This window comes from Stenotrophomonas sp. YJH_SMC_48-3, assembly GCF_059369375.1.
This window is the reverse complement of sequence record NZ_JCAFSQ010000014.1, coordinates 24,509-48,582: the sequence shown is the minus strand read 5'-3', so window position 1 is coordinate 48,582 and position 24,074 is coordinate 24,509. Positions and strand designations below refer to the sequence as shown.

Annotated in this window: 24 protein-coding genes; 8 read left to right on the top strand and 16 right to left on the bottom strand. The window is 67.8% G+C overall.

The window, feature by feature from the left end; translation table 11 throughout:
* The first annotated feature begins 27 nt into the window (after positions 1 to 27).
* Together AC5P65_RS18720 and AC5P65_RS18715 are read left to right on the top strand one after the other, a co-directional pair.
* On the top strand, positions 28 to 1,569 hold the full coding sequence (locus tag AC5P65_RS18720) for a TerC family protein (protein ID WP_111098247.1): 1,542 nt from the start codon (positions 28 to 30) through the stop codon (positions 1,567 to 1,569).
* A gap of 122 nt (positions 1,570 to 1,691) precedes the next feature.
* Positions 1,692 to 2,828, top strand: a complete 1,137-nt coding sequence (locus AC5P65_RS18715; protein WP_111101837.1) for a metallophosphoesterase — start codon at positions 1,692 to 1,694, stop codon at positions 2,826 to 2,828.
* 135 nt (positions 2,829 to 2,963) lie between these two features.
* Here the strand turns inward: AC5P65_RS18715 and AC5P65_RS18710 are convergent, their stop codons facing one another.
* The 5 genes from AC5P65_RS18710 to AC5P65_RS18690 all read right to left on the bottom strand — a co-directional run bounded on the left by AC5P65_RS18710 (position 2,964) and on the right by AC5P65_RS18690 (position 6,496).
* Complete coding sequence (locus AC5P65_RS18710; RefSeq protein WP_111098249.1) at positions 2,964 to 3,602, bottom strand: ferric reductase-like transmembrane domain-containing protein; 639 nt, start codon at positions 3,600 to 3,602, stop codon at positions 2,964 to 2,966.
* Between the two features lie 14 nt (positions 3,603 to 3,616).
* Positions 3,617 to 4,387 carry an HvfC family RiPP maturation protein gene (locus tag AC5P65_RS18705; protein ID WP_111098250.1) on the bottom strand — a complete coding sequence of 257 codons (771 nt, stop codon included), beginning with the start codon at positions 4,385 to 4,387 and terminating at the stop codon, positions 3,617 to 3,619.
* Entirely contained in the window at positions 4,380 to 5,225 is an 846-nt protein-coding gene (locus AC5P65_RS18700) for an HvfB family MNIO-type RiPP peptide maturase (protein WP_019659350.1), read from the bottom strand. The genes AC5P65_RS18705 and AC5P65_RS18700 overlap by 8 nt, the downstream gene beginning before the upstream one ends.
* 54 nt (positions 5,226 to 5,279) lie before the next feature.
* Positions 5,280 to 5,756, bottom strand: a complete 477-nt coding sequence (locus AC5P65_RS18695) for an HvfA family oxazolone/thioamide-modified RiPP metallophore (RefSeq protein ID WP_058980829.1) — start codon at positions 5,754 to 5,756, stop codon at positions 5,280 to 5,282.
* A 95-nt stretch (positions 5,757 to 5,851) separates the two neighbouring features.
* Positions 5,852 to 6,496: an HvfX family Cu-binding RiPP maturation protein gene (locus AC5P65_RS18690; protein WP_019659348.1), complete on the bottom strand. Its 645-nt coding sequence runs from the start codon at positions 6,494 to 6,496 to the stop codon at positions 5,852 to 5,854.
* A 342-nt stretch (positions 6,497 to 6,838) separates the two neighbouring features.
* Here AC5P65_RS18690 and AC5P65_RS18685 point away from each other — a divergent pair, with 342 nt between their 5' ends.
* The 5 genes from AC5P65_RS18685 (at position 6,839) to AC5P65_RS18665 (ending at position 11,728) form a co-directional block, all read left to right on the top strand.
* Complete coding sequence (locus AC5P65_RS18685) at positions 6,839 to 7,627, top strand: alpha/beta fold hydrolase (RefSeq protein WP_019659347.1); 789 nt, start codon at positions 6,839 to 6,841, stop codon at positions 7,625 to 7,627.
* A gap of 3 nt (positions 7,628 to 7,630) precedes the next feature.
* Positions 7,631 to 8,176 carry a redoxin family protein gene (locus AC5P65_RS18680; protein ID WP_111098251.1) on the top strand — a complete coding sequence of 182 codons (546 nt, stop codon included), beginning with the start codon at positions 7,631 to 7,633 and terminating at the stop codon, positions 8,174 to 8,176.
* Between the two features lie 57 nt (positions 8,177 to 8,233).
* A complete protein-coding gene (locus AC5P65_RS18675) occupies positions 8,234 to 8,974 on the top strand; it encodes a response regulator (RefSeq protein ID WP_019659345.1) in 741 nt (246 codons plus the stop codon).
* On the top strand, positions 8,971 to 10,284 hold the full coding sequence (locus tag AC5P65_RS18670) for a sensor histidine kinase (RefSeq protein WP_111098252.1): 1,314 nt from the start codon (positions 8,971 to 8,973) through the stop codon (positions 10,282 to 10,284). The genes AC5P65_RS18675 and AC5P65_RS18670 overlap by 4 nt, the downstream gene beginning before the upstream one ends.
* Positions 10,285 to 10,468: 184 nt before the next feature.
* Entirely contained in the window at positions 10,469 to 11,728 is a 1,260-nt protein-coding gene (locus AC5P65_RS18665) for an MFS transporter (protein ID WP_111098253.1), read from the top strand.
* A gap of 4 nt (positions 11,729 to 11,732) precedes the next feature.
* Here the strand turns inward: AC5P65_RS18665 and AC5P65_RS18660 are convergent, their stop codons facing one another.
* Complete coding sequence (locus tag AC5P65_RS18660; RefSeq protein WP_111098273.1) at positions 11,733 to 12,680, bottom strand: nucleoside hydrolase; 948 nt, start codon at positions 12,678 to 12,680, stop codon at positions 11,733 to 11,735.
* 151 nt (positions 12,681 to 12,831) lie between these two features.
* Between AC5P65_RS18660 and AC5P65_RS18655 the strand changes: the two genes are divergently transcribed.
* On the top strand, positions 12,832 to 13,164 hold the full coding sequence (locus tag AC5P65_RS18655; RefSeq protein ID WP_111098254.1) for a hypothetical protein: 333 nt from the start codon (positions 12,832 to 12,834) through the stop codon (positions 13,162 to 13,164).
* 70 nt (positions 13,165 to 13,234) lie between these two features.
* Here the strand turns inward: AC5P65_RS18655 and AC5P65_RS18650 are convergent, their stop codons facing one another.
* The 10 genes from AC5P65_RS18650 to AC5P65_RS18605 form a co-directional block, all read right to left on the bottom strand.
* On the bottom strand, positions 13,235 to 13,954 hold the full coding sequence (locus AC5P65_RS18650) for a GntR family transcriptional regulator (protein WP_021203087.1): 720 nt from the start codon (positions 13,952 to 13,954) through the stop codon (positions 13,235 to 13,237).
* Positions 13,955 to 14,059: 105 nt separating this feature from the next.
* Positions 14,060 to 15,427 carry an SLC13 family permease gene (locus AC5P65_RS18645; RefSeq protein WP_111098256.1) on the bottom strand — a complete coding sequence of 456 codons (1,368 nt, stop codon included), beginning with the start codon at positions 15,425 to 15,427 and terminating at the stop codon, positions 14,060 to 14,062.
* 104 nt (positions 15,428 to 15,531) lie between these two features.
* Positions 15,532 to 16,452, bottom strand: coding sequence for a malonate decarboxylase subunit epsilon (gene mdcH, locus AC5P65_RS18640; protein WP_111098257.1), 921 nt, complete (start codon positions 16,450 to 16,452; stop codon positions 15,532 to 15,534).
* Positions 16,449 to 17,306 (bottom strand): triphosphoribosyl-dephospho-CoA synthase MdcB, encoded by an 858-nt coding sequence (gene mdcB, locus AC5P65_RS18635; RefSeq protein ID WP_180832374.1) that lies wholly within the window; start codon positions 17,304 to 17,306, stop codon positions 16,449 to 16,451. The genes mdcH and mdcB overlap by 4 nt, the downstream gene beginning before the upstream one ends.
* Positions 17,303 to 17,944: a malonate decarboxylase holo-[acyl-carrier-protein] synthase gene (gene mdcG, locus AC5P65_RS18630; RefSeq protein ID WP_111098258.1), complete on the bottom strand. Its 642-nt coding sequence runs from the start codon at positions 17,942 to 17,944 to the stop codon at positions 17,303 to 17,305. Before mdcG ends, mdcB begins: the two co-directional genes overlap by 4 nt.
* Complete coding sequence (mdcE, locus tag AC5P65_RS18625; RefSeq protein WP_111098259.1) at positions 17,937 to 18,647, bottom strand: biotin-independent malonate decarboxylase subunit gamma; 711 nt, start codon at positions 18,645 to 18,647, stop codon at positions 17,937 to 17,939. Before mdcE ends, mdcG begins: the two co-directional genes overlap by 8 nt.
* Positions 18,644 to 19,552 carry a biotin-independent malonate decarboxylase subunit beta gene (locus AC5P65_RS18620; RefSeq protein ID WP_019659334.1) on the bottom strand — a complete coding sequence of 303 codons (909 nt, stop codon included), beginning with the start codon at positions 19,550 to 19,552 and terminating at the stop codon, positions 18,644 to 18,646. The genes mdcE and AC5P65_RS18620 overlap by 4 nt, the downstream gene beginning before the upstream one ends.
* Entirely contained in the window at positions 19,549 to 19,869 is a 321-nt protein-coding gene (gene mdcC / locus AC5P65_RS18615; protein WP_021203094.1) for a malonate decarboxylase acyl carrier protein, read from the bottom strand. The genes AC5P65_RS18620 and mdcC overlap by 4 nt, the downstream gene beginning before the upstream one ends.
* Before the next feature lie 9 nt (positions 19,870 to 19,878).
* Positions 19,879 to 21,522 (bottom strand): malonate decarboxylase subunit alpha, encoded by a 1,644-nt coding sequence (mdcA, locus tag AC5P65_RS18610; RefSeq protein WP_021203095.1) that lies wholly within the window; start codon positions 21,520 to 21,522, stop codon positions 19,879 to 19,881.
* Positions 21,523 to 21,711: 189 nt separating this feature from the next.
* Entirely contained in the window at positions 21,712 to 23,904 is a 2,193-nt protein-coding gene (locus AC5P65_RS18605; RefSeq protein WP_111098260.1) for a TonB-dependent siderophore receptor, read from the bottom strand.
* Positions 23,905 to 24,074 lie beyond the last annotated feature (170 nt).

Genomic DNA, 24,074 nt, shown 5'->3' with positions numbered 1-24,074 from the left:
CTTGCCTACTGACGAAACGGACCTGAAATGGAATGGTTGGCTGACCCCTCGATCTGGATGGGCCTTGCAACCCTGGTCGTGCTGGAGATCGTTCTCGGCATCGACAACCTGGTGTTCATCGCGATCCTTGCCGACAAGCTACCGCCGCACCAGCGTGACCGCGCGCGGGTGATCGGCCTGGCGCTGGCCTTGCTGATGCGGCTGGTGCTGTTGGCCGCACTGGCCTGGATCATGAAACTGACCGCGCCGCTGCTGACGCTGTTCGACCACAGCTTTTCCGGGCGTGACCTGATCCTGCTTGGCGGTGGCCTGTTCCTGCTGTTCAAGGGCACCATGGAACTGCACGAACGGCTGGAAGGCCGCGAACACCACGAGGATGGCAAGAAGGTCTACGCCAGCTTCGCAATGGTGGTGGCGCAGATCGTGGTGCTCGACGCGGTGTTCTCGCTGGACTCGGTGATCACCGCGGTCGGCATGGTCGACAACCTCGGCGTGATGTATGCGGCCGTGACGATCGCCATGGCGCTGATGCTGCTGGCCAGCAAGCCGCTGACCCGCTTCGTCAACAAGCATCCTACCGTGGTGGTGCTGTGCCTGGGCTTCCTGCTGATGATCGGCTTCAGCCTGGTGGCCGAAGGACTGGGCTACAAGATCCCCAAGGGCTACCTGTACGCGGCGATCGCCTTCTCGATCCTGGTCGAGGCGTTCAACCAGTGGGTGCGTTTCAACCGCGAGCGCAACGAGCGCCGCCTGCCGTTCCGCCAGCGCACCGCCGATGCCGTGCTGCGCATGCTGGGCGCGCGCCCGGCCAATGGTCACGACGATGAAGGGGGGGACGGGCAGGTGGACACTGCAGAGCGCTTGCAGCCGGCCGAACACGAGATGATCCGCAGCGTGCTGGGCCTGGCCGATCGCCCGGTGTCGAGCGTGATGACGGTGCGTGCCGACGTGCAGTGGATCGACCTGGCGCGTGGGCAGGAGGATGTGGTGGCACGCCTGGTGGCGTCGCCGCACACCCGCCTGCTGGTGGGTGAGGGTGACCTGGACAGCCTGCGTGGCGTGGTGCAGAGCCGCGACCTGCTGGCCGACCTGCTGCAGGGCAGGCCGCTGCAGTTGGAGGGCAACCTGCGCGAGCCGCAGTACGTGCTGTCCAGTGCCAGCGCGCTGCAGGCGCTGGAACTGATCCGCCAGCACCCGGTGCCGTTGGCGGTGGCGGTGGACGAGTACGGCAGCGTGGAAGGCCTGGTGACCGCCAACGACCTGCTGGCGGCCATTGCCGGTGACCTGGTCGATACCCAGGACGAGCGCTATGGCGTGGTCGCGCAGGGCGAGGACCAATGGGAGGCCGACGGTGCGCTGACTCTGGACGACCTGCAGCGGCTGGCCGGCGTATCGCTGCCGCGCAGTGCCGACTACATGACCATCTCCGGGCTGGTGCTGGAGCAGTTGGGTCGGCTGCCGGACATCGGCGATGTGGTGGAGGTGGCGGGTGTGCGCATCACCGTGCTGGCGATGGAGAAGCGCCGCATCGCCCGCCTGCGGTTGGAGCGCCTCGACGGAATGGCCTGACCCACCTGTTGATGTAGAGCCGAGCCCATGCTCGGCTGCATGTTGAGCAGCCGAGCATGGGCTCGGCGCTACACAACGCCGCCCGCAGCCGTCACCATGGCGGCCCCCACTTTCCCTCCCGGATGGTTGCAGTGCTGAGTACGATCGGTTTGTTGATGGGCCTGTATGTGGCCTGGCGCCTGTTCTGGCCACTGCGCATGCCCCCCTGGCAGAAGGTCGTGCTGTCGCTGCTGCTGGTGGGCGTAGCCGTGCAGCTGCGTATCGTCGCCACGTTCTGGGGCACGATGGCCTCGCCCGAGATTCCGAAACTGGCCATTGCCACGCTGGCTACCGGCTCCACGGCGGTGTTGCTGTTGGCGTTGCTGATGCTGGCGATGGATGCGGGCCTGCTCGCGTCCCGCCTGCTGCGCTGGCCACGTGCGGTAGCCGCATTGCGCACGCGGCGCTTGCGGCCGGCAGCCGGCGTGCTGGCGCTGCTGGTCAGTGGTTATGGTGTCAGCCAGGGCATGGCGGTGCCTCATGCCCGGCAGATCGAGGTGAGCATTGCCGGGCTGCCAGCGGCGTTCGACGGCTATCGCGTGCTGCAGCTGACCGACATCCATGCCAGCCGTCTGCTGACCGGCGACTGGGTGCGTAGAGTGGTGGCCGAGAGCAACGCGCTGAAGCCGGACCTGATCGTGATCACCGGCGATCTGATCGATGGCAGCGTCGAGGCCCGTCGCGACGACGCGCGTCCGTTGGCCGATCTGCAGGCGCCGGACGGTGTCATCGCCATCACCGGCAACCACGAGTACTACGCGCAGTACCAGGCATGGATGCAGGCGTTCCGCGCGCTGCACATGCAGGTGCTGGAGAACAGCCACCTGCAGGTGCGACGCGGTGATGCGGCGCTGACCATCGCTGGTGTCACCGACCCGGTGGCGGCGCGTTATGGCCTGCCGCTGCCGGATCTCCAGGCTGCACTTGAGGGTGCCAATCCGTCCGCACCGGTGATCCTGCTCGATCACCGCCCGCGTAATGCACGCTCGGCAGCAGCGCGCGGCGTCAAACTGCAGCTGTCCGGGCATACCCACGGCGGGCAGATCATCGGCATGGACCAATTGGTGAAGCGGGCCAATGGTGGCTTCGTCTCCGGCCGCTACGACGTGGATGGGATGACCCTGTACGTGAGCAATGGCGCTGGCCTGTGGGCCGGATTCCCCGCGCGCATCGGGGTGTCCTCGGAAATCACCCTGATCACGCTGCGCCGCGCCCCGTGACCTGAAGTGGGGCATATCCCTTTCCGCAGGGAATTCGCTGCCTATCGTGCTGGGATCCCTCTGTAGAGCCGAGTCCATGCTCGGCTGAGCCAGGGGCAGCCGAGCATGGGCTCGGCTCTACAGGTAACCGCCTCCTCAAGAACTCCGCAGCGGTGGCCGCGCATGCGCATTGCGCCGCAGCGACTGCGCCCGCTTGGCGATCGCACGCACCACGACAGCGGTGAAGAGCAACGCGGAGGGTACCGCGTACCAGAAGTTGCCGGGCACGCGCTTGAAGTACGAATAGGTGAACACTGCGGCGATGATCCACATGCCGGTCACGTGCAGGCGACGCCACACGGTGGGGCCCATGCGGCGGGCGATGCCACGATGCGAGGTGATGGCCAGGGCGAGGATGGCTACATAGCCGATCGTGCCCGGCAGGTTGGCCAGGGCCGAGCGTGCCGGCCAGAACGCGGGGTTGAGGATGCCGAAGGCGGTGATCGCCACCGCATGCAGCAGGTGCGAGAACGCGAATGACAGGCCGATGATGCGCCGCTCGCGCAACATGTGCTGGGTGAACGGGCCGGGCAGCAGGCTGGCGAACGACGATGCGGTGAACGCGGCCAGGAACAGCAGGAACGATGTGCGTGCAGTGACCCGGATCGCCGCGCGGCTGCCCTCGACCACGTCGGGCTGCAGGGTGAACGCCGCCAGTGCGACGGCGATCAGGACCACAGCCATGGTCACGAAAAGGCGCCAGCCGTGCAGGAAGGAAGTGTTGGAAGCAGCCATGATCAAACCTCGAATCAGACAGGGGTAGTGCCGGCCGCTGGCCGGCAGTCGCAGAACCCGGCCAGCGTGACCAGCACGCCGGCCGCGCATAGTTCGCCCAGCAAGGGCATGGCCACCACGCGCAGTTCGTCGGCGGCCACGCCATGCGCATCGGCCAGTGCGTTCAGCGCGTCATCCACGTGGGTACCGTCATCAGCGAAGGCCGACAGCAGCGCATACGCCAGTGGTGCCAGTTCCTCGACCTGCAGCTGGTAGTCCGCCAGGCGGCGCAGCAGCAGAAGCGTCGGCTCGCTGGCGGCGGCATCGTCCAGCGCGGCGTCCTCATGCACCGGCCACCGGTAGCCCAATACCCGCACCAGCGGCGACAGCGCCAGCACATCGCTGCCCGCCGGCATGGACTGCAATGAATGCCCGGCATCACGTGCCTCGATGTGCAGCGTCTGCTGCATGCTTTCGTAGTGCGCCAGTTCCGCCGCCCAGCCGGGCAGCGCGAACGCATACTGCACAGCCAGCCACGCAGCGAACTCGCTGGCGATCTGCGGGAACAACGGGGTATGGCAGACGTGATGTGCGTAGTAGTGCTCGACCAGACCGCGCCAGCGCGCTTCGCCCAGCTGTTCCAGCAGTTGCGGCAGGCTGCCTGCCAAAAGGGTGTCCAGGCCGTCGATGCACAGGCGGCGGTAGACCGCCATCCGCCGTGCCTCGACGCCATCGGGCGCAGGCATCGACGGGTCCCGTACATGATCGGCCCAGCGCCGTTGCACGATGGCCAGCGACTCAGCCATGGGCCACCTCCTGCCAACGTGCCTCAACCTGCGCCTGGCGGATGTGCGCAACCTCGGCCAGCAACTCCGCCAGCGGCGGAAAGTTGAAGTCGCGTTCGAGCAGCGTGGGGCGCACGCCCAACCGCGCATAGGCCTCGCGCAGGAGCGCCCAGACCACGCCTTTCACCGGCGCCCCATGGGTATCGATCTTGAAGCCGTCGTCTTCATCGAAGTGGCCCGCTACGTGCAGCGAGGCGACACGGTGGGACGGCACGCGGGCCAGGAACTCGAAGGCGTCGTAACCGTTGTTGCAGGCATTGACGAAGACGTTGTTGACGTCCAGCAGGAGGTCGCAGTCGGCTTCGGCGAGCACGGCGTTGATGAAGTCGATCTCGCTCATGTCCGCGCCGGCAACGGCGTAGTAGGAAATGTTCTCCACGGCGATGCGTCGGCCCAGCATGTCCTGCACCTGGGCGATACGGCCGGCGACATGGTGAACGGCCTCGGCGGTGAACGGCAGTGGCAGCAGGTCGTAGACATGGCCACCGGCGGCGCAGTAGCTCAGGTGTTCGCTGTACAGCTGCACCTGGTGCAGGTCGAGGAAGGCACGGGTCTGTGCCAGCAGGGTGCGGTCCAGCGGATCAGGACCGCCCAGCGACAGCGACAGGCCGTGGCAGGTCAAGGGGTGGCGCTCGCTGAGTTGGCGCAGCGCGTCGCCGTGTGCACCGCCGACGCCGATCCAGTTGTCGGGGGAGACTTCGAGAAAGTCGATGGCACCGGCCGGCATGGCCAGCAGTTCGTCGATCAGGCCACGGCGCAGGCCAAGACCGGCGGCATGGGTGGGCAGGGGCAGGGACATGGCGGATGCTCCACAGAGAGCGCCGCCTTGAAGGCGGCGCCGGGTGAACGTCGATCAATCGGCAACGCGGGAGAACAGGCCCTTCGGCATCGGCTTGCCGTTGGCGGTGTAGACGCTGCGCAGGTAGTCGTGCGCTTCCTGCTCGCTGATGTAACCGTCGTGGTCGGTGTCGATGCGGTCGAACTCGGCGGCACGCTTGGCGGCCACAGCGTTGAATTCGGCACGCGAGACCTTGCCGTCGTGGTCGCGATCAGTGCGGGCAAACGAGGCGTCGCCGCACTTGCCTTCGCCACACTGGCCCTCGGCCACCTTGGCCTTGCCGGCGGGCTTGCTGGAGGCGGTCTTGTTGGCCCCGCACTTGCCTTCACCGCACTTGCCTTCGGCGGCGGCGCTCATGGCCACCGCGCTGATCGCCAGCGGCTGGATCGCCGCGGCCTGGCCGGCCAGCAGCAGGCCACCGGCCAGGGCGATGCCGATGGCACCGATGCGCGGCAGGCGGGAGGAAGAGGTGTTCTTGGTCGAGATGGACATGGTGGTGACTCCTTGGGAAAGCACGCGGGGCGTGCGGGATGGACGCCGCCGAAGAGGCGACGGAAAGCGAAACGCGCGGGAACAGGGGAGTCGGCTCAGGCGGCGCGGCGACAGCGCAGCAGATGGCCCAGCAGCAGCACACCGCCGAGCAGGGCACCGCCGAAGCCGATGCCGGGCAACAGCGCGGCAACCGGCAGCAGCAGGGCGATCAGGCTGACGCCCCAACCCAGGCCGTCATTGCCTGCCGTGGCACGGCCGGGGCCGGCCAGCAGCCGGTCCACGCTGAGTGCGCCACCGCCGTTGAGGATCAGTGGCAGCAGCATGGCCAGGAACAGCAACGGCAGCTTGAAGTTGCCGTAGCCCTGGTCGGTGATCGCATAGCCCTGCCAGAGTTCACCCAGGCCGTTCCATTGGTCGGGCCAGTGCACGGCGGCGATGGCAACGATGGTGAGTACCCAGAACACGTAGGCCACCGAGCGCGTGGCCAGGCCGAGCAGCAGCATCACTGCACCCACCAGTTCCAGCCACGTGGCCAGCTGCCAGTTCAGCGACGCGGGCAGTGTGGAGAACGGGAACGGGAAGCGGCCTTCCAAGTCGGCGAACCAGTTCTGGCCGCCCAGCTTCTCGCGGCCGGATTCAAAGAACTCCCAGGCCAGCAGGGTGCGCAGCGCCAACGGCGAGAGCCAGCGGCCGACGGCGTCCAGGCGGGGCGTATACACGGAAGAAGCGGTGCTGATCATGGTGGTGTCCTGCGGGCCAGTGGTCGATGGAAGCCATTCCAGGCGGCGCAGGTATCGGCAACGTGTGCCGTTGCCCGGGGTTTTGTCAGCGACTGTGGCCGCGGCCGGGGTTTCGTACAGTCAGATACAAAGACGATGCGCTGATGCGCATCGGGGCGTTGCGCGCCCGCGTGCGGGCAGCGATATCTACCCGAAAGCGCCCGGCCAGGACCGGCGCGCGAATGTATCCCACTGTAGAAACCCGCCTGCGCCCTACAGTCCGGTACAACTCCGCGCTGCGGAGAAACAGCGCCGACACACCGGCAGGCGGAAATGGCCACTCCCAACTCCGGAGTGCCCCCCATGATCCGTACCTGCTTGCTGGCCGCCGCTCTCGCCCTCGCCGCCGCCCCTGCCTTCGCTGCCCAGGCCGATACCGTTGCACCGCCCACCGTCATCCTGGTGCACGGCGCGTTCGCTGATGGCTCCAGCTGGAGCAAGGTCATCAGCACCCTGCATGACTGGAAGCTGCCGGCGGTGGCCGTGCAGAATCCGCTCACCTCGTTGGCCGACGACGTCGCCGCCACCCGTCGTGCGATTGCCGCTGCGCCTGGCAAGGTGGTGCTGGTCGGCCACAGCTGGGGTGGCACGGTCATCACCGAAGCGGGCAATGACCCGAAGGTGCAGGCGCTGGTGTACGTGGCCGCGTTCGCACCGGATGCAGGACAGTCTTCGGCGCAACAGGGCGAGGGTTTCCCGGTTGGCCCGGGCCTGGCCCGACTGCAGGAAAGGGATGGCTACCTGACGTTGCCGGCTGATGCCGTCGCCCAGGACTTCGCGCCGGACGTGATGAAGAAGTCGGCCGCACTGCTGTACAGCACGCAGGTCCCGTTGAAGGCCAGCGCGCTGGGCGAAGTAGTGAACGTTGCGGCGTGGCGCAGCAAGCCGAGCTGGTACGTGCTCAGCCGCGATGACCGCATGCTGTCGCCGCAGCTGCAGGCCGCCACCGCCAAGCGCATCGGTGCACAGCTGCAATCGATCGGCAGCAGCCATGTGTCGCTGCTTTCGCATCCGGCGCAGGTGGCCGACAGCATCCTGGAAGCGGCGGGAGTGAAGCCGGCCGAATTGCCGCTGGCCGAGCAGGGGGGCTGAACGATGGCCGCCCTGCGTGTGTGTGCGCTGCCGTTGCTGCTGAGCCTGCTGGGTGGGGCTGCGCTACTGATGGCCTGGCGCAGCCCGGAGGCCGACGCGCAGCCGGCACAGGCCGTTCCCGCCGCCGGGTTCGACGGTGGCGGGCCCTGGCACAACAGCCCACCGCTCGCACTGAAGCAGTTGCGGGGACAGGTGGTGCTGGTCGAGTTCTGGACCTACACCTGCAGCAACTGCCTCAACGTGGCGCCGTATGTTCACCGGTGGCATGCACGCTACGCGCCGCAGGGTCTGAGGGTGGTCGGCGTGCATACGCCGGAGTTTGCCCATGAAGGGCTGCCCGGCAACGTGCGCAAGGCCATCGCACGGTTGGACATCACCTGGCCGGTGGTGCAGGACAACCAATACCGGATCTGGAACGCCTGGCGCAACCGCTTCTGGCCCGCACTGTACCTGCTCGACCGGCAGGGGCGGGTGGTCTACCGCCATTACGGCGAGGGCGACTACGCACGTACCGAAAGCGAGATCCAGCGCCTGCTGGCCAGCCCCTGAGCCGCGCTACCATGGCCGCGCAGCGCGGCCCTGACCTCCGTCTTCATCGAGAACGCAATGAACCATGTACCGCACATCCTGGTCGTCGACGATGACAGCGAGATCCGCCAGATGCTGGCCGACTACCTCCAGCGCAACGGCCTGCGCGTGAGCCAGGCCGACGGTGGCCGGGCCATGCGGGCGCTGATGGATACCCATGCCGTGGATCTGGTGGTGCTGGACGTGATGATGCCGGGCGAGGACGGACTGAGCCTGTGCCGCAACCTGCGCGCCGGCAAGCATCGGGCGGTACCGGTGGTACTGCTGACCGCGCGCGACGACGAGACCGACCGCATCATCGGCCTTGAAATGGGCGCCGACGACTACGTGACCAAGCCCTTTTCTTCGCGCGAGCTACTGGCACGCATCAATGCGGTGATCCGTCGCACGCAGATGCTGCCGCCGAACCTGCAGGTAAGCGAAGCCGGCCGCCAGTTGGCCTTCGGCGAGTGGCGCCTGGATACCACCGCCCGCCACCTGCTGGATGCACAGGGCACCGCGTATCCGCTCAGCGGCGCCGAGTTCCGCCTGTTGCGCGTGTTCCTCGATCACGCCAATCGGGTGCTCAGCCGCGACCAGCTGCTCAGCCTCACCCAGGGCCGTGATGCCGAACTGTTTGATCGCTCGATCGACCTGCTGGTCAGCCGCGTGCGCCAGCGCCTGGGTGATGACGCGCGCGAGCCGACCTACATCAAGACCGTGCGCAGCGAAGGGTATGTGTTCAGCCTGCCGGTGCAATTGCTGGGGCCGGACGAATGAACACCGCCGCACGTCGTCCACGCTGGCCGCGCACGCTGTCGGCGCGTCTGCTGCTGGTGCTGCTGGGCGGACTGTCCCTGGCCCACGCACTGTCCTTCGGCTTGCTGTTCTTCGAACGCTACCAGTCCACCCGCAGCATGATGCTGCGCAACCTCGACGAGGATGTGGCAGTGAGCGTCGCGCTGCTGGAACATTTGCCTGCGGAGCAGCGTGAGGCCTGGGTGCCCCGGCTGGAGCGGCGCACCTACCGCTATCTGCTGCGCCCGGCCGCGGCCGGACCAGGGCTGCAGACCGATCGTGCACGCCAGGTCACGGCGATCATCGACGACAGCCTGCAGCACCGCTATCCGTTGCAGGCGCGCCAGGTGGCTCGCCTGCCGGAGCGGTTCGAGGTGGAACTGCGCCTGCACGACGGCACGCCCTTGACCATTGAAGTCACCCCGTCGGGCCTGCCGCTGGCACGTTGGCTGCCCGCCGTGCTGCTGCTGCAGCTGGCGCTGCTGCTGGTGTGCGCGTGGCTGGCGGTGCGTCTGGCCATGCGCCCGCTGCAGCAGTTGTCGCATGCGGTGGAGCATCTGCAGCCGGGCAAGGACGGGCCTGCACTGCCTGAAGATGGCCCTGCGGAAGTAGGCGGCGCAGCAGCCGCACTCAATGCCCTGCAGGCACGCATTCGTGGCCATGTCAGTGAACGCCTGCAGATCCTGGCCGCGATCTCGCATGACCTGCAGACCCCCATCACGCGCATGAAGCTTCGGGTGGAGACCCTGCCTGAAGACAGCACCCAGCAGCGCCTGCTGGCCGACCTCGATCACCTTGGGCAGCTGGTGCGTGAGGGCGTGGCCTATGCGCGCAGCAGCCACGTTGCCGCTGGCGCGCCGGTGTCGATGGACCTGGGCGCGTTCCTCGCCAGTGTGGTCGGCGACTACGAGGACATGGGCAAGCCGGTCACTGGCGGTGCGCCCGCTGGACTGGTCGTGCAGACCTGGCCGCAGCCGCTGCGCCGCGTGGTCGGCAATCTGGTCGACAACGCATTGCGCTACGCCGGCGCCGCCGAGATCGAGGCGGGCCGCGATACGGCCGGAAGGGTGTGGATCAGCATTTCCGACCGTGGCCCCGGCATTCCCGAGGACCAGCTGCAGGCAGTGCTGGCACCGTTCCACCGGCTGGAGAGCTCGCGCAACCGCGATACCGGAGGGACCGGTCTGGGACTGGCCATCGCGGTGCAGCTGGCGCAGTCGCTGGGTGGTTCGCTGAGGTTGCGCAACCGCGAGGGTGGCGGGCTGCGGGCGGAACTGCAGCTGCCGGGCTGAGTTGCCCGGCCTTGTGTTCCAGCAAGGATGCTTCTGCTTCGGCCTTGGCGGTGAGCGCTTCACCGGTCATCAAACCCAGTGCATGCACGCAGTCGACAGCCGATGACCGGCATTTCACCCCGTCCATGCCACGCTGCGCGGAACCTGCCCAACCGGGACCGAGGCTGTTGAAGGCGAACACGCAATGACTGCGGCGCGGCAGCGCTCGATGTGGGTGGCGGGCCTGTCCACGGTGGTGGAGTGGTACGACTTCACCCTGTACCTGTACTTCGCCACGGTGCTGTCGCGGGTGTTCTTCGGCGGTGGCGAGCAGGCGTTGCTGGTGACCTTGGCTGGCTTCGCGGTGTCCTACCTGATGCGTCCGCTGGGCGCGCTGTGCTTCGGCCACCTGGGCGACCGCCTGGGCCGGCGCTGGATGCTGCTGGCTTCGATGGCGTTGATGGCAGCGGCGATGCTGGCCACTGCACTGCTGCCGACAGCGGCCACGGCCGGTACGACGGCCGGCGTGCTGCTGCTGATCCTGCGCTGCGTGATGGCGTTTTCGGTGGGCGGTGAGTACACCGGGGTGGTGGCGTACCTGCTGGAAAGCGCACCGGCGCGACGACGTGGCCTGGTGACCTCGCTGGCCTCGGCCGCCAGCGAAGTGGGCGCCCTGCTGGCGGTAGCGATCTCTGCACTTACCGTCGCGCTGCTGCCCACACCGCAGCTGGACAGCTGGGGCTGGCGGATTCCGTTCTTCGTTGGGGCTGCGCTCGCGCTGGTGATCCTGGTTGCGCGTTCGGGCATGCACGAGTCGCCGGAGTTCGAGCGCCAGCGGCGCGAGGGCAGCATCCCGGCCACGCCACTTCGGCACGTGCTGCGCCACCACCCGCTGGCGGTGGCGCGCACCTTTGCGATCTCCGCCTTGGGCTCGATCACCTACTACGTGGGCATCACCTATGTACCGGCGTTCCTGCACGCACGGGGGCATGATGAAGGCGATGCGCTGTGGTTGTCGACGATCGCGGCGGTGGCGGTCATTGCGATCACGCCGCTGTGCGGCGCGTTGTCCGACCGCTTCGGACGACGGCCGATGCTGTTGGGTTTGACCGTGCTGGCAGCGCTGCTGCCGCTGTCCCTGTTCGCGTGGATGGCGCAGGCGACCGCACTGGGCATCGCGCTGGCGGCGGTAGTGCTGGCCTGCGTGGCCGGTGGCATCAGCGCGGTGGCGGCGCCGGCCACGGCCGAGCAGTTCCCCGGCGAAGGCAGGGTCAGCGGGCTGGCACTGGGGGTAACCATGGCCACTGCATTCTTCGGTGGCGCAACGCCGTGGCTGGCGCAATGGTGGGTGGAGCGCAGCGGCTGGGCAGCGGCGCCGGGCGCGATGATCGCGCTGGTGGCGGTGCTGGTGCTGCCGGTGCTGTGGACCCTGCCCGAGACGGTCCCGGGCAGGGCCAGGCGCTAGCCGGTCAGACCTTCAGGGTCTGCTCGATGTCGGCCAGTACCGCAGCCGCATCCACGCCGATGGCAATCGACTGCACCACGTGGCCGTCCCACACGCTCGGGCCGAAGGCCAGGCCTTCCGGCTTGGGAATGGTCATGCCGCGGGCAACGCCGTCGGTGGCCACGCGCACGCTGGCGCGCTCGAACTGGAACAGCTCAGGGCGGGTCAGCGCGATGCACGCGCAGCAGTCGTGCACGACCATGCCCTTGTGGCCGGCCTGCAGGTAGAAGTCCACGTAATCCTGCGACAGCGCACGGACCAGCTCGGCGTCGGCGCCGCCGATGGCGGCCAGCTTATCCAGGCCGTCACGGTCCATTTCCACGCGGGTGGTCACGTCCAGGCCGATCGCGGTGACCGGCCAGCTGGCGGTGAACACCACGTCGGCCGCTTCGGCATCGCCCCAGATATTGGCCTCGGCGGCCGGGGTGATGTTGCCGTTGACGTGGAAGGCGCCGCCCATGATCACCACGCCGCGCACCAGGCCGGCGATGTCCGGGGCCTGCTGCAGGGCAAGGGCCAGGTTGGTCATGCGGCCGACCGCGACCAGGGTCACTTCGCCCGGATGGGCGCGGACCAGGTCGATGATCAGCTGGTGGGCGGGGCGCGTGTCGGCGGCCACGTCCAGTTCGGCCGGCACCGGGTGGTTGCCCAGGCCGTTGTGGCCATGGATGTGGACCGGCCAGGCTTCGGGGGAGGCTTCCGGCTGCAGCGGGCCACCGGCGCCGCGCGCGACCGGGGCGGCAAAGCCCCAGGCCTGCTTCAGGTACAGCGCATTGTGCGTGGTCGACGCCACCGAGGCATTGCCGAAGGTGGTGGTGACACCGATCAGGTCGATCTGGGCGTGCTTGTGCAGGTACAGCAGGGCCAGGGCGTCGTCGACGCCCGGGTCGGTATCGAAAATGACTTTCAGCATGTTGTTGTTCTTCTTCTTCCGTGTGGTGCGAGGGGCGCCGGCGGCCTGGAAGCAGGCCGGCGCGCCCCACATTGTCCCATCTTCATGACAGGCAGGGCCATTGCCGGGGCAGCAGGCCATAATGCCCCCAATCCGAGCACGGAGTCGCCGAATGCTGATCGCCGCCCTTCTGCTGGTCCTGCTGGTGCTGGGCCTGAACGCCGTGGCTACCGTGGTGATCGCCAAGCGTGATGGCCTGTCGGCGGGCGGCAGGACGGTGCAGCTGCTGATGGTCTGGCTGCTTCCCCTGGTCGGGGCCATCGTGTGCCTGGCGGTGGCCACGGCCGACGGCTCCGGGATCCGGGGCGACAACAGTCCCGGCAGTGGCTACGATCATCCGGGCGGCCATTCCGGCGACAGCTACAGCCATCACAGCCACAGCAGCTCCGACTGCGGAAGCGACGGTGGCAGCGGTGACGGCGGCAGCTGCGGTGGTGGCGATTGACGAGATGTTCCGGGACGCCGGCCAAGGTCACGTCCTGGTAGTGCCGGCCGCTGGCCGGCAACTCATCCGCTCAACCGCCGCCTTCGGTCGGCAAGGGCGCCGGCACGTTCAACAGCCCGCCCGCTGCCACATAGGCGGCCAATGCCTGGCCCTGGCTGAGCAGATGGCGCTCCATGGTGCGTTCGGCAGCCTGCGCATCCCGGCGGCGGAAGCACTCCATCAGCTCGCGGTGTTCGGCCAGCGATTGCGCGGTGCGCCCCGGGGTCAGCAGCTGGCGGCCGCGATGCATCTTCAGGATGCGGTGCAGGTCGTGGGTGATGCGGATCAGCCACGGGTTGCCGGCGTAATGCTGCACGGTTTCGTGGATCAGGTAGTTGTTGCGGTAGTACTCGGCGATGTTGCCCTCGGCCGCCGCCGCTTCCATCGCTGCATGCAGGGCCTCCAGTTGTTGCACGCCGGCATCATCGATGTGCCTGACCGCCTCGTGTGCGCAACGGCCTTCCAGCATGGCCATTACCGGGAACAGCTGGTTGAGGTCTTCCAGCGTCAGCCGGGTGACCCGGCTGCCACGACCGGCATCGATCTGCACCAGGCCTTCGGCGGCCAGCAGCTTCAGCGCCTCGCGCAGGGGCGTACGGCTGATGCCCAGTTCTTCGCACAGCGCGGGCTCGTCGATCCACCCGCCCGGCGGCAACCGGTAGTCATAGATGCGCTCGCGCACGTGTTCGGCCACCTCTTCGTACAGAGGCGCGCGCTTCTTCGGGGACCGTGGAGCAGGGGCGATGGCCATGGAGGAAGTGTACCGCCAGGTAGTGCCGGCCGCTGGCCGGCAACCCGTGATCGCTGGATGGCTTCATGAGATTGCCGGCCAGCGGCCGGCGCTACCGCTGGGTGGTTACATCCAGCCGGGCACCACGAATACCAGCCAGGCCAGCAGCGGTCCAAGCGCCACCACCAGACCGCTGTAGACCAGGAAGCGGCGGAACAGGGTCTCCCGTTCTTCCTTGGCGGCCGAGGCGACGACCAGCGCGCCATTGGTCGAGAACGGGCTGACATCGACGATGGTGGACGACACCGCCAGCGCGCAGATCACGCCGGCCGCGCCGAGATGGCCCTGCATCAGGAACGGCACCGCCAGCGGAATGGTCGCGCCCAGCACTGCGGCCGACGAGGCGAACGCGGAGACGATGCCACCCACGTAGCAGACCAGCAGCGCACCGAGCAGCGGGATGCCGATGTTGGACACGCCGTTGCCGATGAAATCCACCGCGCCGGCATGTTCCAGCACGCCGATGTAGGTCACCACGCCACAGATCAGCAGCACGGTGGACCAGCTGATGCCATCGACCGCGCCCTTCTGGCTCTGCGGCGACAGCAGCGCCAGCGCCACCGCCACGGTGATCGAGACCAGGCCGACGTTGAGGTTGTAGATCAGCGCAGCAACACCCAGGCCCAGCAGGCCGATCAGAGTGAACAGCCGCTCGCGGGTCAGGTTCACCGCATCCAGAGCGGCGGGATCATTGGACAGGGTGCCCCCGCCAGCGGCTACCAGCGCGCCGTGGCCTTCGATGGCGAACTGGCGCGACGACGCCTGCGGGCCACCGGCCATCGCCGGTTCGGCATTGCCGATCGTTCCTGCCACGGTGATCGAGCCGCGACGCAGCAGGGCGATGCCCCCGAAGGCGAAGAAGCAGATCGTCGCCATCATGAAGTTGAAGCCCAGGCTGGTCAGGAACACCGCCATCTCGGTCACTTCCAGCCCGGCCTTCTGCACTACGCCATTGGTGATGCTGCCGTACACGCTGATCGGCGAGAAGCCGCCCGCCTGCGCGCCATGGATGACCAGCAGGCCCATCATCAGCGGGTTGATGTTGTACTGCTTGGCAAAGCGCAGCGCGACCGGGCCGATGATCGCGACCGCTGCCGGGCCCAGCGCGCCGAAGGCGGTCAGCACCGCGGTGATCACGAACATCACCCACGGGATGGCCACGATATGGCCGCGCACGGCTTTTACAGCCCAGTGCACCAGCAGGTCGATGGTGCCGTTCTTCTGCGCGATGGCGAACAGGTAGGTGATGCCGACCAGGGTCAGGAACAGATCGCCGGGAAAGCCTGCCAGGACCTCCTTGCCGCCCATGTCGACCCACAGCCCACCGATGATGAAGGCCAACGCGAAGGCGACCGCGCCCATGTTGATCGGCATCGCCGTGGCGACGATGAACATGATCACCAGGCCGATGATCGTTGCGATTTGTGGACTCATGCGCCCTCCCAGACACGTGGCTCACGTACAGCGCGGATGGAGACCCGCCATCCCGGGGTAAGGCGACGTACGGCGTATTGCGTGATACGTACTGCTCGAACCCGTTACTGAAGCCGTTCCAGCGCGCTGCGGACCCATGCCGCGGCGCCGGCCAGGCTCTGGAACTCTTCCACCGCGCGCACCTCGCAGCACGGATAATCGGACGCGACCATGCGGGCCAAGGCACTGCCCGGGCCCAGCTGCAGGAACACCCGCGCACCGCGCTCGTAGGCCTGGCGCATCACCTGCGCCCACTCGATGGTCTGCGCCAGTTGCAACGACAGCGTGTGGACCGCCGTTGCGCGATCCCGCACCGGACGCGCATCGATGCCGGCCAGCAGCGGCAGGCGTGGGCCCTGCAGCGCCGAGGCATCGAGTGCGGCGGCGAACGGTGCGACAGCAGAGCGGAGCAGCGGCGTATGCGCGGGCACATGCACCGGCAGCGGGCGGATCTCCGCACCCTGCGCGCGAGCGTCATCGGCCAGCGCCTGCAGAGCGGTCTGCGTGCCGCCGACGATGAAGTGATCGCGGCCGTTGGCGATGGCCACATGTGCGCCGTGTGCATCACACAGCGGCTGCAGGGTATGGCGCTCCAGCCCCAGCACGGCCTGCATGCCTGCATCGGCAGGGCTGGCGGCATCCATCAGCCGCGCGCGCTGCGCGGCCAGGCTCAGGCAGGTGCTCGCATCAACGCTGCCGGCAACCACATGCGCCGCCAGTTCACCGATGCTGTAGCCGGCCACCAGCACCGGTGCTGGCACTGCTTCGCGAAGTCCCTGCCAGTGCGCGAGGCTGGCTGCACACAGCAGGGGCTGCGCGAGTGCATTGCCGAAGCGCGATTCGTCAGCGGCCGCCGCGAACACATCGCGTCCAAGCACTGCGCTGGCGGTCTCCAGTACGTCGCGCGCGGCCTGCAGATCGCGCACGCGGTCGAACATCGCCGCATGCTGCGCACCTTGCCCGGGGCAGAGCAGGGCCAGGCTCATGCGCCCTCCTGCAGCAGCAGGAACCAGCTGCAGGCCAGCAGGTCGGCGCTGCCACCCGGGCTCAGGCGGCGCGCGACGAAGCCCTCGCCGATGTCGTGCAGGTGTGCCTGCCAGCCAGGCGCGAAGGCACCGCCCGCCTCGATGAAGCGGCGCGCCTGCTGCTGCGCCCAGGCCAGGCCCTCTGCGCCGCCGCGGTGCAGCAGGTTGAGATCGTCCACCTGCGCGACCAGCTGCATCAGGGTCTGGCACATCGCTGCATCACGCGGCAATCCACTGTGCAGGGCATGACGCAGGGTCGGTATGGCCAGCTCGCGCAGCATGGGGTAACCGGCGGCGGCCTGTTCGCGCACGCCCGGCACGCCATGCCGCAGGCGCGCGCGCTGGCCGGGGCTGGAGGCATCCAGCGGCGCCACGGCGAACGCATCCGCCCAGTGCTGTACGGCCAGGCACACCTGCTCAGCGGGCGCGGCGTGGCCCTGCTGGCGACGGCAGCGTGCGGCAGCGGCCACCAGCAGGCCCAGGCTGAAGATGGCACCGCGATGGGTATTGATGCCGGCAGTGGCACGCAGCATCGCGTGCTCGGCAGCAATGCCTTGCGCGCGCAGGATGGCGAACGGCGCGTCAGCGGCACCGGCGTCGGCAATCGCGGTGAAGAAGTGGCGCAGCGCGAACAGGCTGCGCAGGAACGTACCGGCGTCCATGTCGTCATGGCTGCCGGTATCGAAGGGGGTGACCAGCCCTGGCTTGGGCGCGCAGGCCAGTTCGGCATGCAGGCTGGTGATGGCCAAGCGGCCCAGACGCGCGCTGTCGATCGCGTTTGCATCCTGCAGCCGGGACTGGAAGACCGCGCTCACGCCGCCGCTCCGGCAGTCTCGAACAGGCGCTCGCGGACGTCCAGTGCAGCACCCTCCAGGCGCTTCACCAGCACCTGGCGGCTGTCACCGGCAAACTCGCGCCAGTTCACCGCGCCGCCATCAGGCAGGCACAGTTCACCATCGACCCGGCGGGCATGCGCGTGCTCCCAGGCGTTCAGGCGTGCGGCAAGCGCATCGGCCTGCGTACGGCTCTCAACCTGCCACAGCAGGTCGATGTCCGAGCATGCGTGCACATAGGGCAGGCCGCTGAGGTGCTGCCAGGCGAAGGCGCCGAACACGCGTGCCGGTGCAACGCTCGCCAGTGCGTGCAGGGCCCTCTGCCAGTCGGTTGGCACGCCCCGGGTGAGTACCGCGTCCAGTGCGGGCGGCAATTGCAGGCGCTGCACATCCTGCTGCGGCACGCGCAGCGCAAGGCGCAGCTTGCCTTCGCCCGGTGGCAGCGGCACGCCCAAGCGCAGGCGCGGGTCGGGGTCATCCGCGGCGCGGCGCGCCACCATGGCCGGCAGACCCTGCGCGAACCACGCTGCCAGGCGCGGTTCCTGCGCAGCCACGTCGGCCCGCCAGTCGGCGTGGGCCGACAGCCAGACCAGCATGTGGCGTGCGGGCTGATCAGGCATCGCTGCGGGCCACCGCATCTGCAACATCCGCCGCCAGTGCACGACCGCCGCGCTGTGCAGCCAGCGCCGCGCGTGCATCGCCGTCGCTGGGTGTGCGCAGGGCCCGCAGCAGGTGCTGGGCGAGATCGCCATCCCACAGCGATTCCACCGCACCCATCGCCACGTAGTTGGCCACGCCCGGCGCAAATACCGGCGAGCTCTGGCTGAGTGCCTGCAGCTTCTCCAGCGGTTGCTTGGTTACCCGGGCCATCGCGCGCAGGTCCATCACCCGTACCTGTGCATCGGGCAGGGCATGGATGTGGTCGGCCATCAGGCCGAAGGACAGGAATCCGCCGCTCACCGATTCGCCGTAGACCAGGGTGACCAGACGCGCGCCACGGCGGCGGGCCAGATCGAGAGCCTGCGCGAGATGCGCGAAGTAGCCGTTGATGCCCAGCAGCTCATCGCGGCGCGCCAGGCGCTGGCCGGCAGTGTCCGCCAGCATCACGATCGACCGCTGCGGGTGTGCGGCGGTGCTGGCAAGCACGGTCCCGGCCAGCGCCAATGCATGGTCGACGCCAACGTCGATGCGATCGGTGGTGCCGATCACGGTCACCTCGCCATCGTCGGTGGTGGCGGTACCGGTCAGCACCGAATCCTGGATGTCGATACGATGGCCACGCGGGAACAAGGCATCGAGCAGAGACTGCAGCGGTGCGCTCATGGCAGCCTCCGGGCGGCGGTGGCGGCAAGGAAGGCGTCGGTGTCCAGCAACGGCAGTCGTTCGGGTTCGGCGATGCCTTGGCGGGCCCAGATTTCCAGCCCATCGCGGCAGTCGCCCCAGGCCTGCATTCGGGCTTTCAACGCCGCATGGCGTTCCTGCAGCGCGGCCAGCGCAGCATCGGTATCCGTGCTGGTGGCATCGGGTTGCAGCGCATTGCTTGCGGCCTGCGCGAAGGCTTCGATGGCGTCGGGTACCAGCACCTGTGCCTGGTCGATCAGATAGCGGTGCTTGCCGCCGGTCACGCGCCAGACCAGTGCACGGTCGCGCGAGTCGAACTCTTCGACGCCGCGTACCGTCTCGATCACTTCCGGTCCGGACAACGACAGCCGGCCTTCCTCGGACATGATCACCGTGGTGCAGCAGCGGGCGACGATGCCCATGCCGCCGAACGCACCGTTGCCGCTGCCGATCAGCGCGATGACCGGCACGCCCGCTGCACGCGCGTCCAGGGTGGCGCGCATGATTTCGGAGATCGCAATCAGGCCCGCATTGGCTTCGTGAAGCCGCACGCCGCCGGTATCGAGCAGCAGCAGCACGCCGTCAGGGCGGGTGTGCGCCGCACGGCGCAGCAGTCCGGTCAGCTTGGCGCCATGCACTTCGCCCACGCCACCGCCCATGAACTGCCCCTGCTGCGCGGCCAGCAGTACGTGCTTGCCGCGCAGCGTGGCCTCGCCGACGACGATGCCATCGTCGAACGCGGCCGGCTGGTCCAGCTGGGCCAGGTGCGGGCTCATCATCCGCCGCGCCGGGCCAAGGAACTCGCGGAACGAGCCGGCGTCAACCAGCCCGGCGATGCGTTCGCGCGCATCGGCTTCGTAGTAGCTGTGGCGCTGTACGTGGCTCATGGCGTGCCTCCGGCCAGCAGGGTTTCGACGGCCTGGTCGAGGCGCAGGCTGACCACGGCCGGGGTCGCACCGGCGTCGTTGATCGAGACGCGCACATCGCGCAGCGGATGACGCTTTGCGAAGTCGTTGATCACCGCCTGCCAGATGCTGCCGAAGCCCTGCGCGGCGGTGATGACGCGCACCGTCATCGCGCCCTGCTGCGCCACCGGTTCCAGCAGGATTTCCAGGTTGCCCGACGCCAGCACGCCCACCAGCACCGCATCGCGCGGGAACTGCACGGCGGTGCGGCCGTCGAATCGATAGTCAAGGGTTTCCATGCTCTGTCCTTACCAGTTGCGGAAGCGCTTGGGCGGGTCGTAGAGGCCACCGGACCAGCGCACCAGGTCCTTCACCGAGCGTGCGGCCAGCAGATCGCGGCTGGCGTCGCGGGGCGAAATACCCAGGTCGTCCGGGCGACGGATCACGCCACGGTCGCGCAGGTTCTCCACCATCGCGCGGTCGCGGCCAAGACCGACGGCGGTGTAGCCGGATACGCCGCGGATCGCCTGTTCGCGTTCCTCCGGCGTGCGGCACAGCAGCAGGTTGGCGATGCCTTCCTCGGTCAGCACATGGCTGACGTCATCGCCGTAGATCATCACCGGCGGCAAAGGCATCTGTGCGCGCTCGGCCAGGTCCCAGGCATCGAGGCGCTCGACGAAGGCCGGGGCCATGTGCTCGCGGAAGGTTTCCACCATCTGCACCACCAGCTTGCGCCCGCGTGGCATCTCGCCCGGGCGTGCGGCCTGCTGGCCGGCCTTGATCCAGGCCTCGCTGGCGTGGCGGCGGCCACGTGCGTCCGAGCCCATGTTCGGTGCGCCACCGAAGCCGGCGATGCGGTCGCGGGTGGCAGTGGAACTGTTGCCCTGCAGGTCGATCTGCAGGGTGGAACCGATGAACATGTCGCAGGCATACAGGCCTGCGGTCTGCGAGAACGCGCGGTTGGAACGCATCGAGCCGTCGGCTCCGGTGAAAAACACATCGCCGCGCGCGGCAATGTATTTCTCCATGCCCAGTTCCGAACCGAACGAATGCACCGACTTTACGAAGCCCGATTCGATCGCCGGAATCAGTGCCGGGTGCGGGTTCAGTGCCCAGTGCTGGCAGATCTTTCCCTTCAGCCCGAGCGATTCGGCATAGGTGGGGAGCAGCAGTTCGATGGCGGCGGTATCGAAGCCGATGCCGTGATTCAAACGATTCACGCCGTACGCGGCGTAGATGCCCTTGATGGCCATCATTGCCATCAGCACCTGGATCTCGGAAATCTGCGCCGGGTCGCGGGTGAAGAGCGGCTCGATATGGTTCGGCTTCGGCGCCTGCACCACGAAGTTGACCCAGTCCGCAGGAATATCGACGCGGGGGAGGCTGTCGACGATCTCGTTGACCTGGGCGATGACGATCCCGCCCCGGAACGCAGTGGCTTCGACGATCACCGGCGTGTCTTCGGTGTTCGGGCCAGTGTAGAGGTTGCCGTGGCGGTCGGCGGCCTGCGCGGTGACCAGCGCCACCCGTGGGGTCAGGTCGATGAAGTAGCGGCCGAACAGTTCCAGGTAGGTGTGGATGGCACCGATCTGGATGCGGCCCTCGGCGACCAGGTTGGCCAGCCGCACCGACTGGGGGCCGGAGAAGGAGAAGTCGAGCCGGGAAGCGATGCCGCGCTCGAACACATCCAGATGCGAGGGCAGTGACAGCACCGATTGCACCATGTGCAGGTCGTGCACTCGTGCCGGATCGAGGCCGGCCAGCACCTGTGCCAGGAAGTCGGCCTGCTTCTGGTTGTTGCCTTCCAGGCAGACCTTGTCGCCGGGCTCCAGCAGCGCGTGCAGCAGTTCACCCACGTCCCCGGCGGCGACCTGGTGGCCGCGCGCCCACGGCGCGGCCCGCTCCAGGCGCGCCTGGCGGCTGCGCTCCAACGTATCCCAACTCGGGTTCATCGACGGGCTTCCGACTGGCGTTGAAATAATTACGACATAATTACGGAGCGGAGTGCAACCCGCAGTGCAGCAAAAAAGGCCCGCGCGGAGGCGGGCCCATTCAGGTAGGCCACGACGGTGGGTCGTGGCGGAGAGGGCGTGCCGACCAACGGTCGGCACCCACCAGGCACCCACCGGTTCGCGGGTTGCTCAGAACTTCCAGCGCAGGCTGGCCGACACGAAGCGCGGCTCGCCGTAGTTGTTGTAGTCCAGGTTCGCCCAGTAGCTCTTGTCCAGCGCGTTGCGCACGCTCAGCGTCGCCGTCCAGTTGTCGCTGATGCGGTAGTTGGCGTTGAACTGCACCAGCATGTAGGCCGGCTGGTTCACCGTGACCGTGCCGCCCAGCGGGTAGGCAATGTTGTAGCCCTGCACCTTGCTCTGCCACTGCAGGCCGCCGCCAACGCTCAGGCGTTCCAGCGCGCCGCGCAGCTGCAGTTGGGTGTTGAGCTGCAACAGATCCTTCGGCGGGTTGGCGTACAGCAGGTCAGTGGCCGCGCGGGTGACCTTGACGTGGGTGTAGCCGGCATTGACCGTCCAGCCCGGCAGGATCTCGCCGTTGACGTCCATCTCCCAGCCGCGCGCCTTGGTGCCGTTGACGCCGATGTAGGCCGAGGTGCCATCGCTGAGCGAACCCTCCGGCACGCCCATGTCGCGCACCGCATAGTTGTCCTGCTTGGCCTCGAACACCGCCGCATTGGCGGTCAGGCGGCCATCGAACCACTGCGTCTTGATGCCCGCTTCCAGGTTGGAGCCCTGTACCGGCGCCAGCAGGTTCTCGTTGCGGTCCTTGTAGTTCTGTGGATTGAAGATCTCGGTGTAGCTGGCATAGGCCGACACGTTCGGGGTGATCTCGTAGACCAGGCCCACGTACGGAGTGACTTCATCGCTCACCTTGTACGCACCGCTGGTGCCGGTATAGGCGCCGGCAGCGTTGTACGAGCGGCTGAGCGTTTCCCACCGGCTCAGGCGTGCACCGGCGATCAGCGACAGCGGATCGGCCAGGTGCACGCGGGTAGCCAGATAGACGCCGCTCTGCGTGGTCTTCGCTACACGGCGTGCGCCGGTGCGGGTGTAGGTCACCTCGGAAATGTCGCCGTTCCAGGAGTACACATTGGGGATGTAGTAGCAGCGCTCACGCCCGCAGGTGGCCCAGTCGCCCGGGAAGTTCAGCGCGACGGTGTTCGTGGTCCCTTCCAGATCCGACCACTGGGCGCCGACCGTGAGGTCGTGGTCGCGGCCGAACAGCGGGAAGCTGCCGGTCAGGTAAGCATCGACATTGCGTCGGGTGTCTTTCGAATCACCGGCGGCGGCACGCAGGTAGATGCCCGATCCGGTCACCGGGTCCGGGTTGCCGGTGCCGTACAGGCGCACGTTCTGCACGTTGCCGCGGGTGTAGGCCGTGTTGATCTTCAACAGCCAGTTGTCGCCGAAACGCTGTTCCAGGTTGGCGAAGGCGGTGTTGCTCTCGCGCTTCCAGTAGCTCCATTTCGGCGACAGGTTGGTCGAGCGCGGCAGGTGCGCGAAATTGCCCTGGCTGTCGAAGAACGGCACGGTGCCCCAGGTCGAACCGGTCGGGTTGTTGTCCTGGGTCTGGTAGCCGAGGGTGAGCGTGGTGCTGTCGCTGACATCGCCTTCAAGCACCGCCATGCCGGCCATCTTGTTCTCGTCGTAGCGGTCGTAGTACAGGCCACGATCGGTATAGGCGGCGACCACGCGGCTGCGGAAGCGGCCGTCATCGGTCAGCGGCGCGGTCACGTCGGCTTCCATGCGGCGGAAGTCCCAGCTGCCGGCGCTGACCGCGAATGACGCGTCGAATTCCTTGCCGGGGCGCTTGCGCAGCAGGTTGACCGTGGCCGACGGCACGCCAGCGCCACTGAGCAGGCCGTTGGCGCCGCGGATCACTTCGATGCGGTCGTAGAAGGCGGTGTCGTATTCCTGGTTGGTGGACCCGCTGTAGGTGGGGATGCCGTCGACCTGAAAGTCGGTGATGGCGAAGCCACGCGCGTAGTACAGCGGACGCTGCGTGTCATAGAAGGACACGCTGACGCCGGTCACGTTGCGCATCACATCGTTGATGCTGAACAGTGATTCGTCCTGCAGGCGCTGCAGGCTGATGGCGGTGGCGGACTGCGGGGTTTCCTGCAGGGTGATCGGCAGGCGCGTAGTGCTGGCCGGCGGAGCGGACTGCTCGGCACGCACGCTGACCCGATCAAGAGTCTTGGCGTCGGCGGCGCCTTCGGCGGCGGCGAACGCGCTGGGCGCGCCCAGCACGGTCAGCGACGAAAGCAGGGCAGCCGGCAGCAGCGCGCGGCGGGGCAGGCGGTTACGCAGGGTCAAGGACATGGTGGGCTCGAGGCTTGGAAGCGGGAAGGGTGGCGACAGTCGTCCAGTACCCGGGGCGGCGGCTTCGGGCACATCAGGTCCATCTGGGAGGGCGCGGTCACTGCGCAGGGCGCAAATGTAAATAATTCTTAACAACATTACAATTCGTGTCATCGTGCATCGGCTTTCCG

Coding starts and splice junctions, on each gene's coding strand:
- AC5P65_RS18720 (WP_111098247.1), top strand. CDS start 28: ATGGAATGGTTGGCTGACCCCTCGATCTGGATGGGCCTTGCAACCCTG.
- AC5P65_RS18715 (WP_111101837.1), top strand. CDS start 1,692: ATGGTTGCAGTGCTGAGTACGATCGGTTTGTTGATGGGCCTGTATGTG.
- AC5P65_RS18710 (WP_111098249.1), bottom strand. CDS start 3,602: ATGGCTGCTTCCAACACTTCCTTCCTGCACGGCTGGCGCCTTTTCGTG.
- AC5P65_RS18705 (WP_111098250.1), bottom strand. CDS start 4,387: ATGGCTGAGTCGCTGGCCATCGTGCAACGGCGCTGGGCCGATCATGTA.
- AC5P65_RS18700 (WP_019659350.1), bottom strand. CDS start 5,225: ATGTCCCTGCCCCTGCCCACCCATGCCGCCGGTCTTGGCCTGCGCCGT.
- AC5P65_RS18695 (WP_058980829.1), bottom strand. CDS start 5,756: ATGTCCATCTCGACCAAGAACACCTCTTCCTCCCGCCTGCCGCGCATC.
- AC5P65_RS18690 (WP_019659348.1), bottom strand. CDS start 6,496: ATGATCAGCACCGCTTCTTCCGTGTATACGCCCCGCCTGGACGCCGTC.
- AC5P65_RS18685 (WP_019659347.1), top strand. CDS start 6,839: ATGATCCGTACCTGCTTGCTGGCCGCCGCTCTCGCCCTCGCCGCCGCC.
- AC5P65_RS18680 (WP_111098251.1), top strand. CDS start 7,631: ATGGCCGCCCTGCGTGTGTGTGCGCTGCCGTTGCTGCTGAGCCTGCTG.
- AC5P65_RS18675 (WP_019659345.1), top strand. CDS start 8,234: ATGAACCATGTACCGCACATCCTGGTCGTCGACGATGACAGCGAGATC.
- AC5P65_RS18670 (WP_111098252.1), top strand. CDS start 8,971: ATGAACACCGCCGCACGTCGTCCACGCTGGCCGCGCACGCTGTCGGCG.
- AC5P65_RS18665 (WP_111098253.1), top strand. CDS start 10,469: ATGACTGCGGCGCGGCAGCGCTCGATGTGGGTGGCGGGCCTGTCCACG.
- AC5P65_RS18660 (WP_111098273.1), bottom strand. CDS start 12,680: ATGCTGAAAGTCATTTTCGATACCGACCCGGGCGTCGACGACGCCCTG.
- AC5P65_RS18655 (WP_111098254.1), top strand. CDS start 12,832: ATGCTGATCGCCGCCCTTCTGCTGGTCCTGCTGGTGCTGGGCCTGAAC.
- AC5P65_RS18650 (WP_021203087.1), bottom strand. CDS start 13,954: ATGGCCATCGCCCCTGCTCCACGGTCCCCGAAGAAGCGCGCGCCTCTG.
- AC5P65_RS18645 (WP_111098256.1), bottom strand. CDS start 15,427: ATGAGTCCACAAATCGCAACGATCATCGGCCTGGTGATCATGTTCATC.
- mdcH (WP_111098257.1), bottom strand. CDS start 16,452: ATGAGCCTGGCCCTGCTCTGCCCCGGGCAAGGTGCGCAGCATGCGGCG.
- mdcG (WP_111098258.1), bottom strand. CDS start 17,944: ATGCCTGATCAGCCCGCACGCCACATGCTGGTCTGGCTGTCGGCCCAC.
- mdcE (WP_111098259.1), bottom strand. CDS start 18,647: ATGAGCGCACCGCTGCAGTCTCTGCTCGATGCCTTGTTCCCGCGTGGC.
- AC5P65_RS18620 (WP_019659334.1), bottom strand. CDS start 19,552: ATGAGCCACGTACAGCGCCACAGCTACTACGAAGCCGATGCGCGCGAA.
- mdcC (WP_021203094.1), bottom strand. CDS start 19,869: ATGGAAACCCTTGACTATCGATTCGACGGCCGCACCGCCGTGCAGTTC.
- mdcA (WP_021203095.1), bottom strand. CDS start 21,522: ATGAACCCGAGTTGGGATACGTTGGAGCGCAGCCGCCAGGCGCGCCTG.
- AC5P65_RS18605 (WP_111098260.1), bottom strand. CDS start 23,904: ATGTCCTTGACCCTGCGTAACCGCCTGCCCCGCCGCGCGCTGCTGCCG.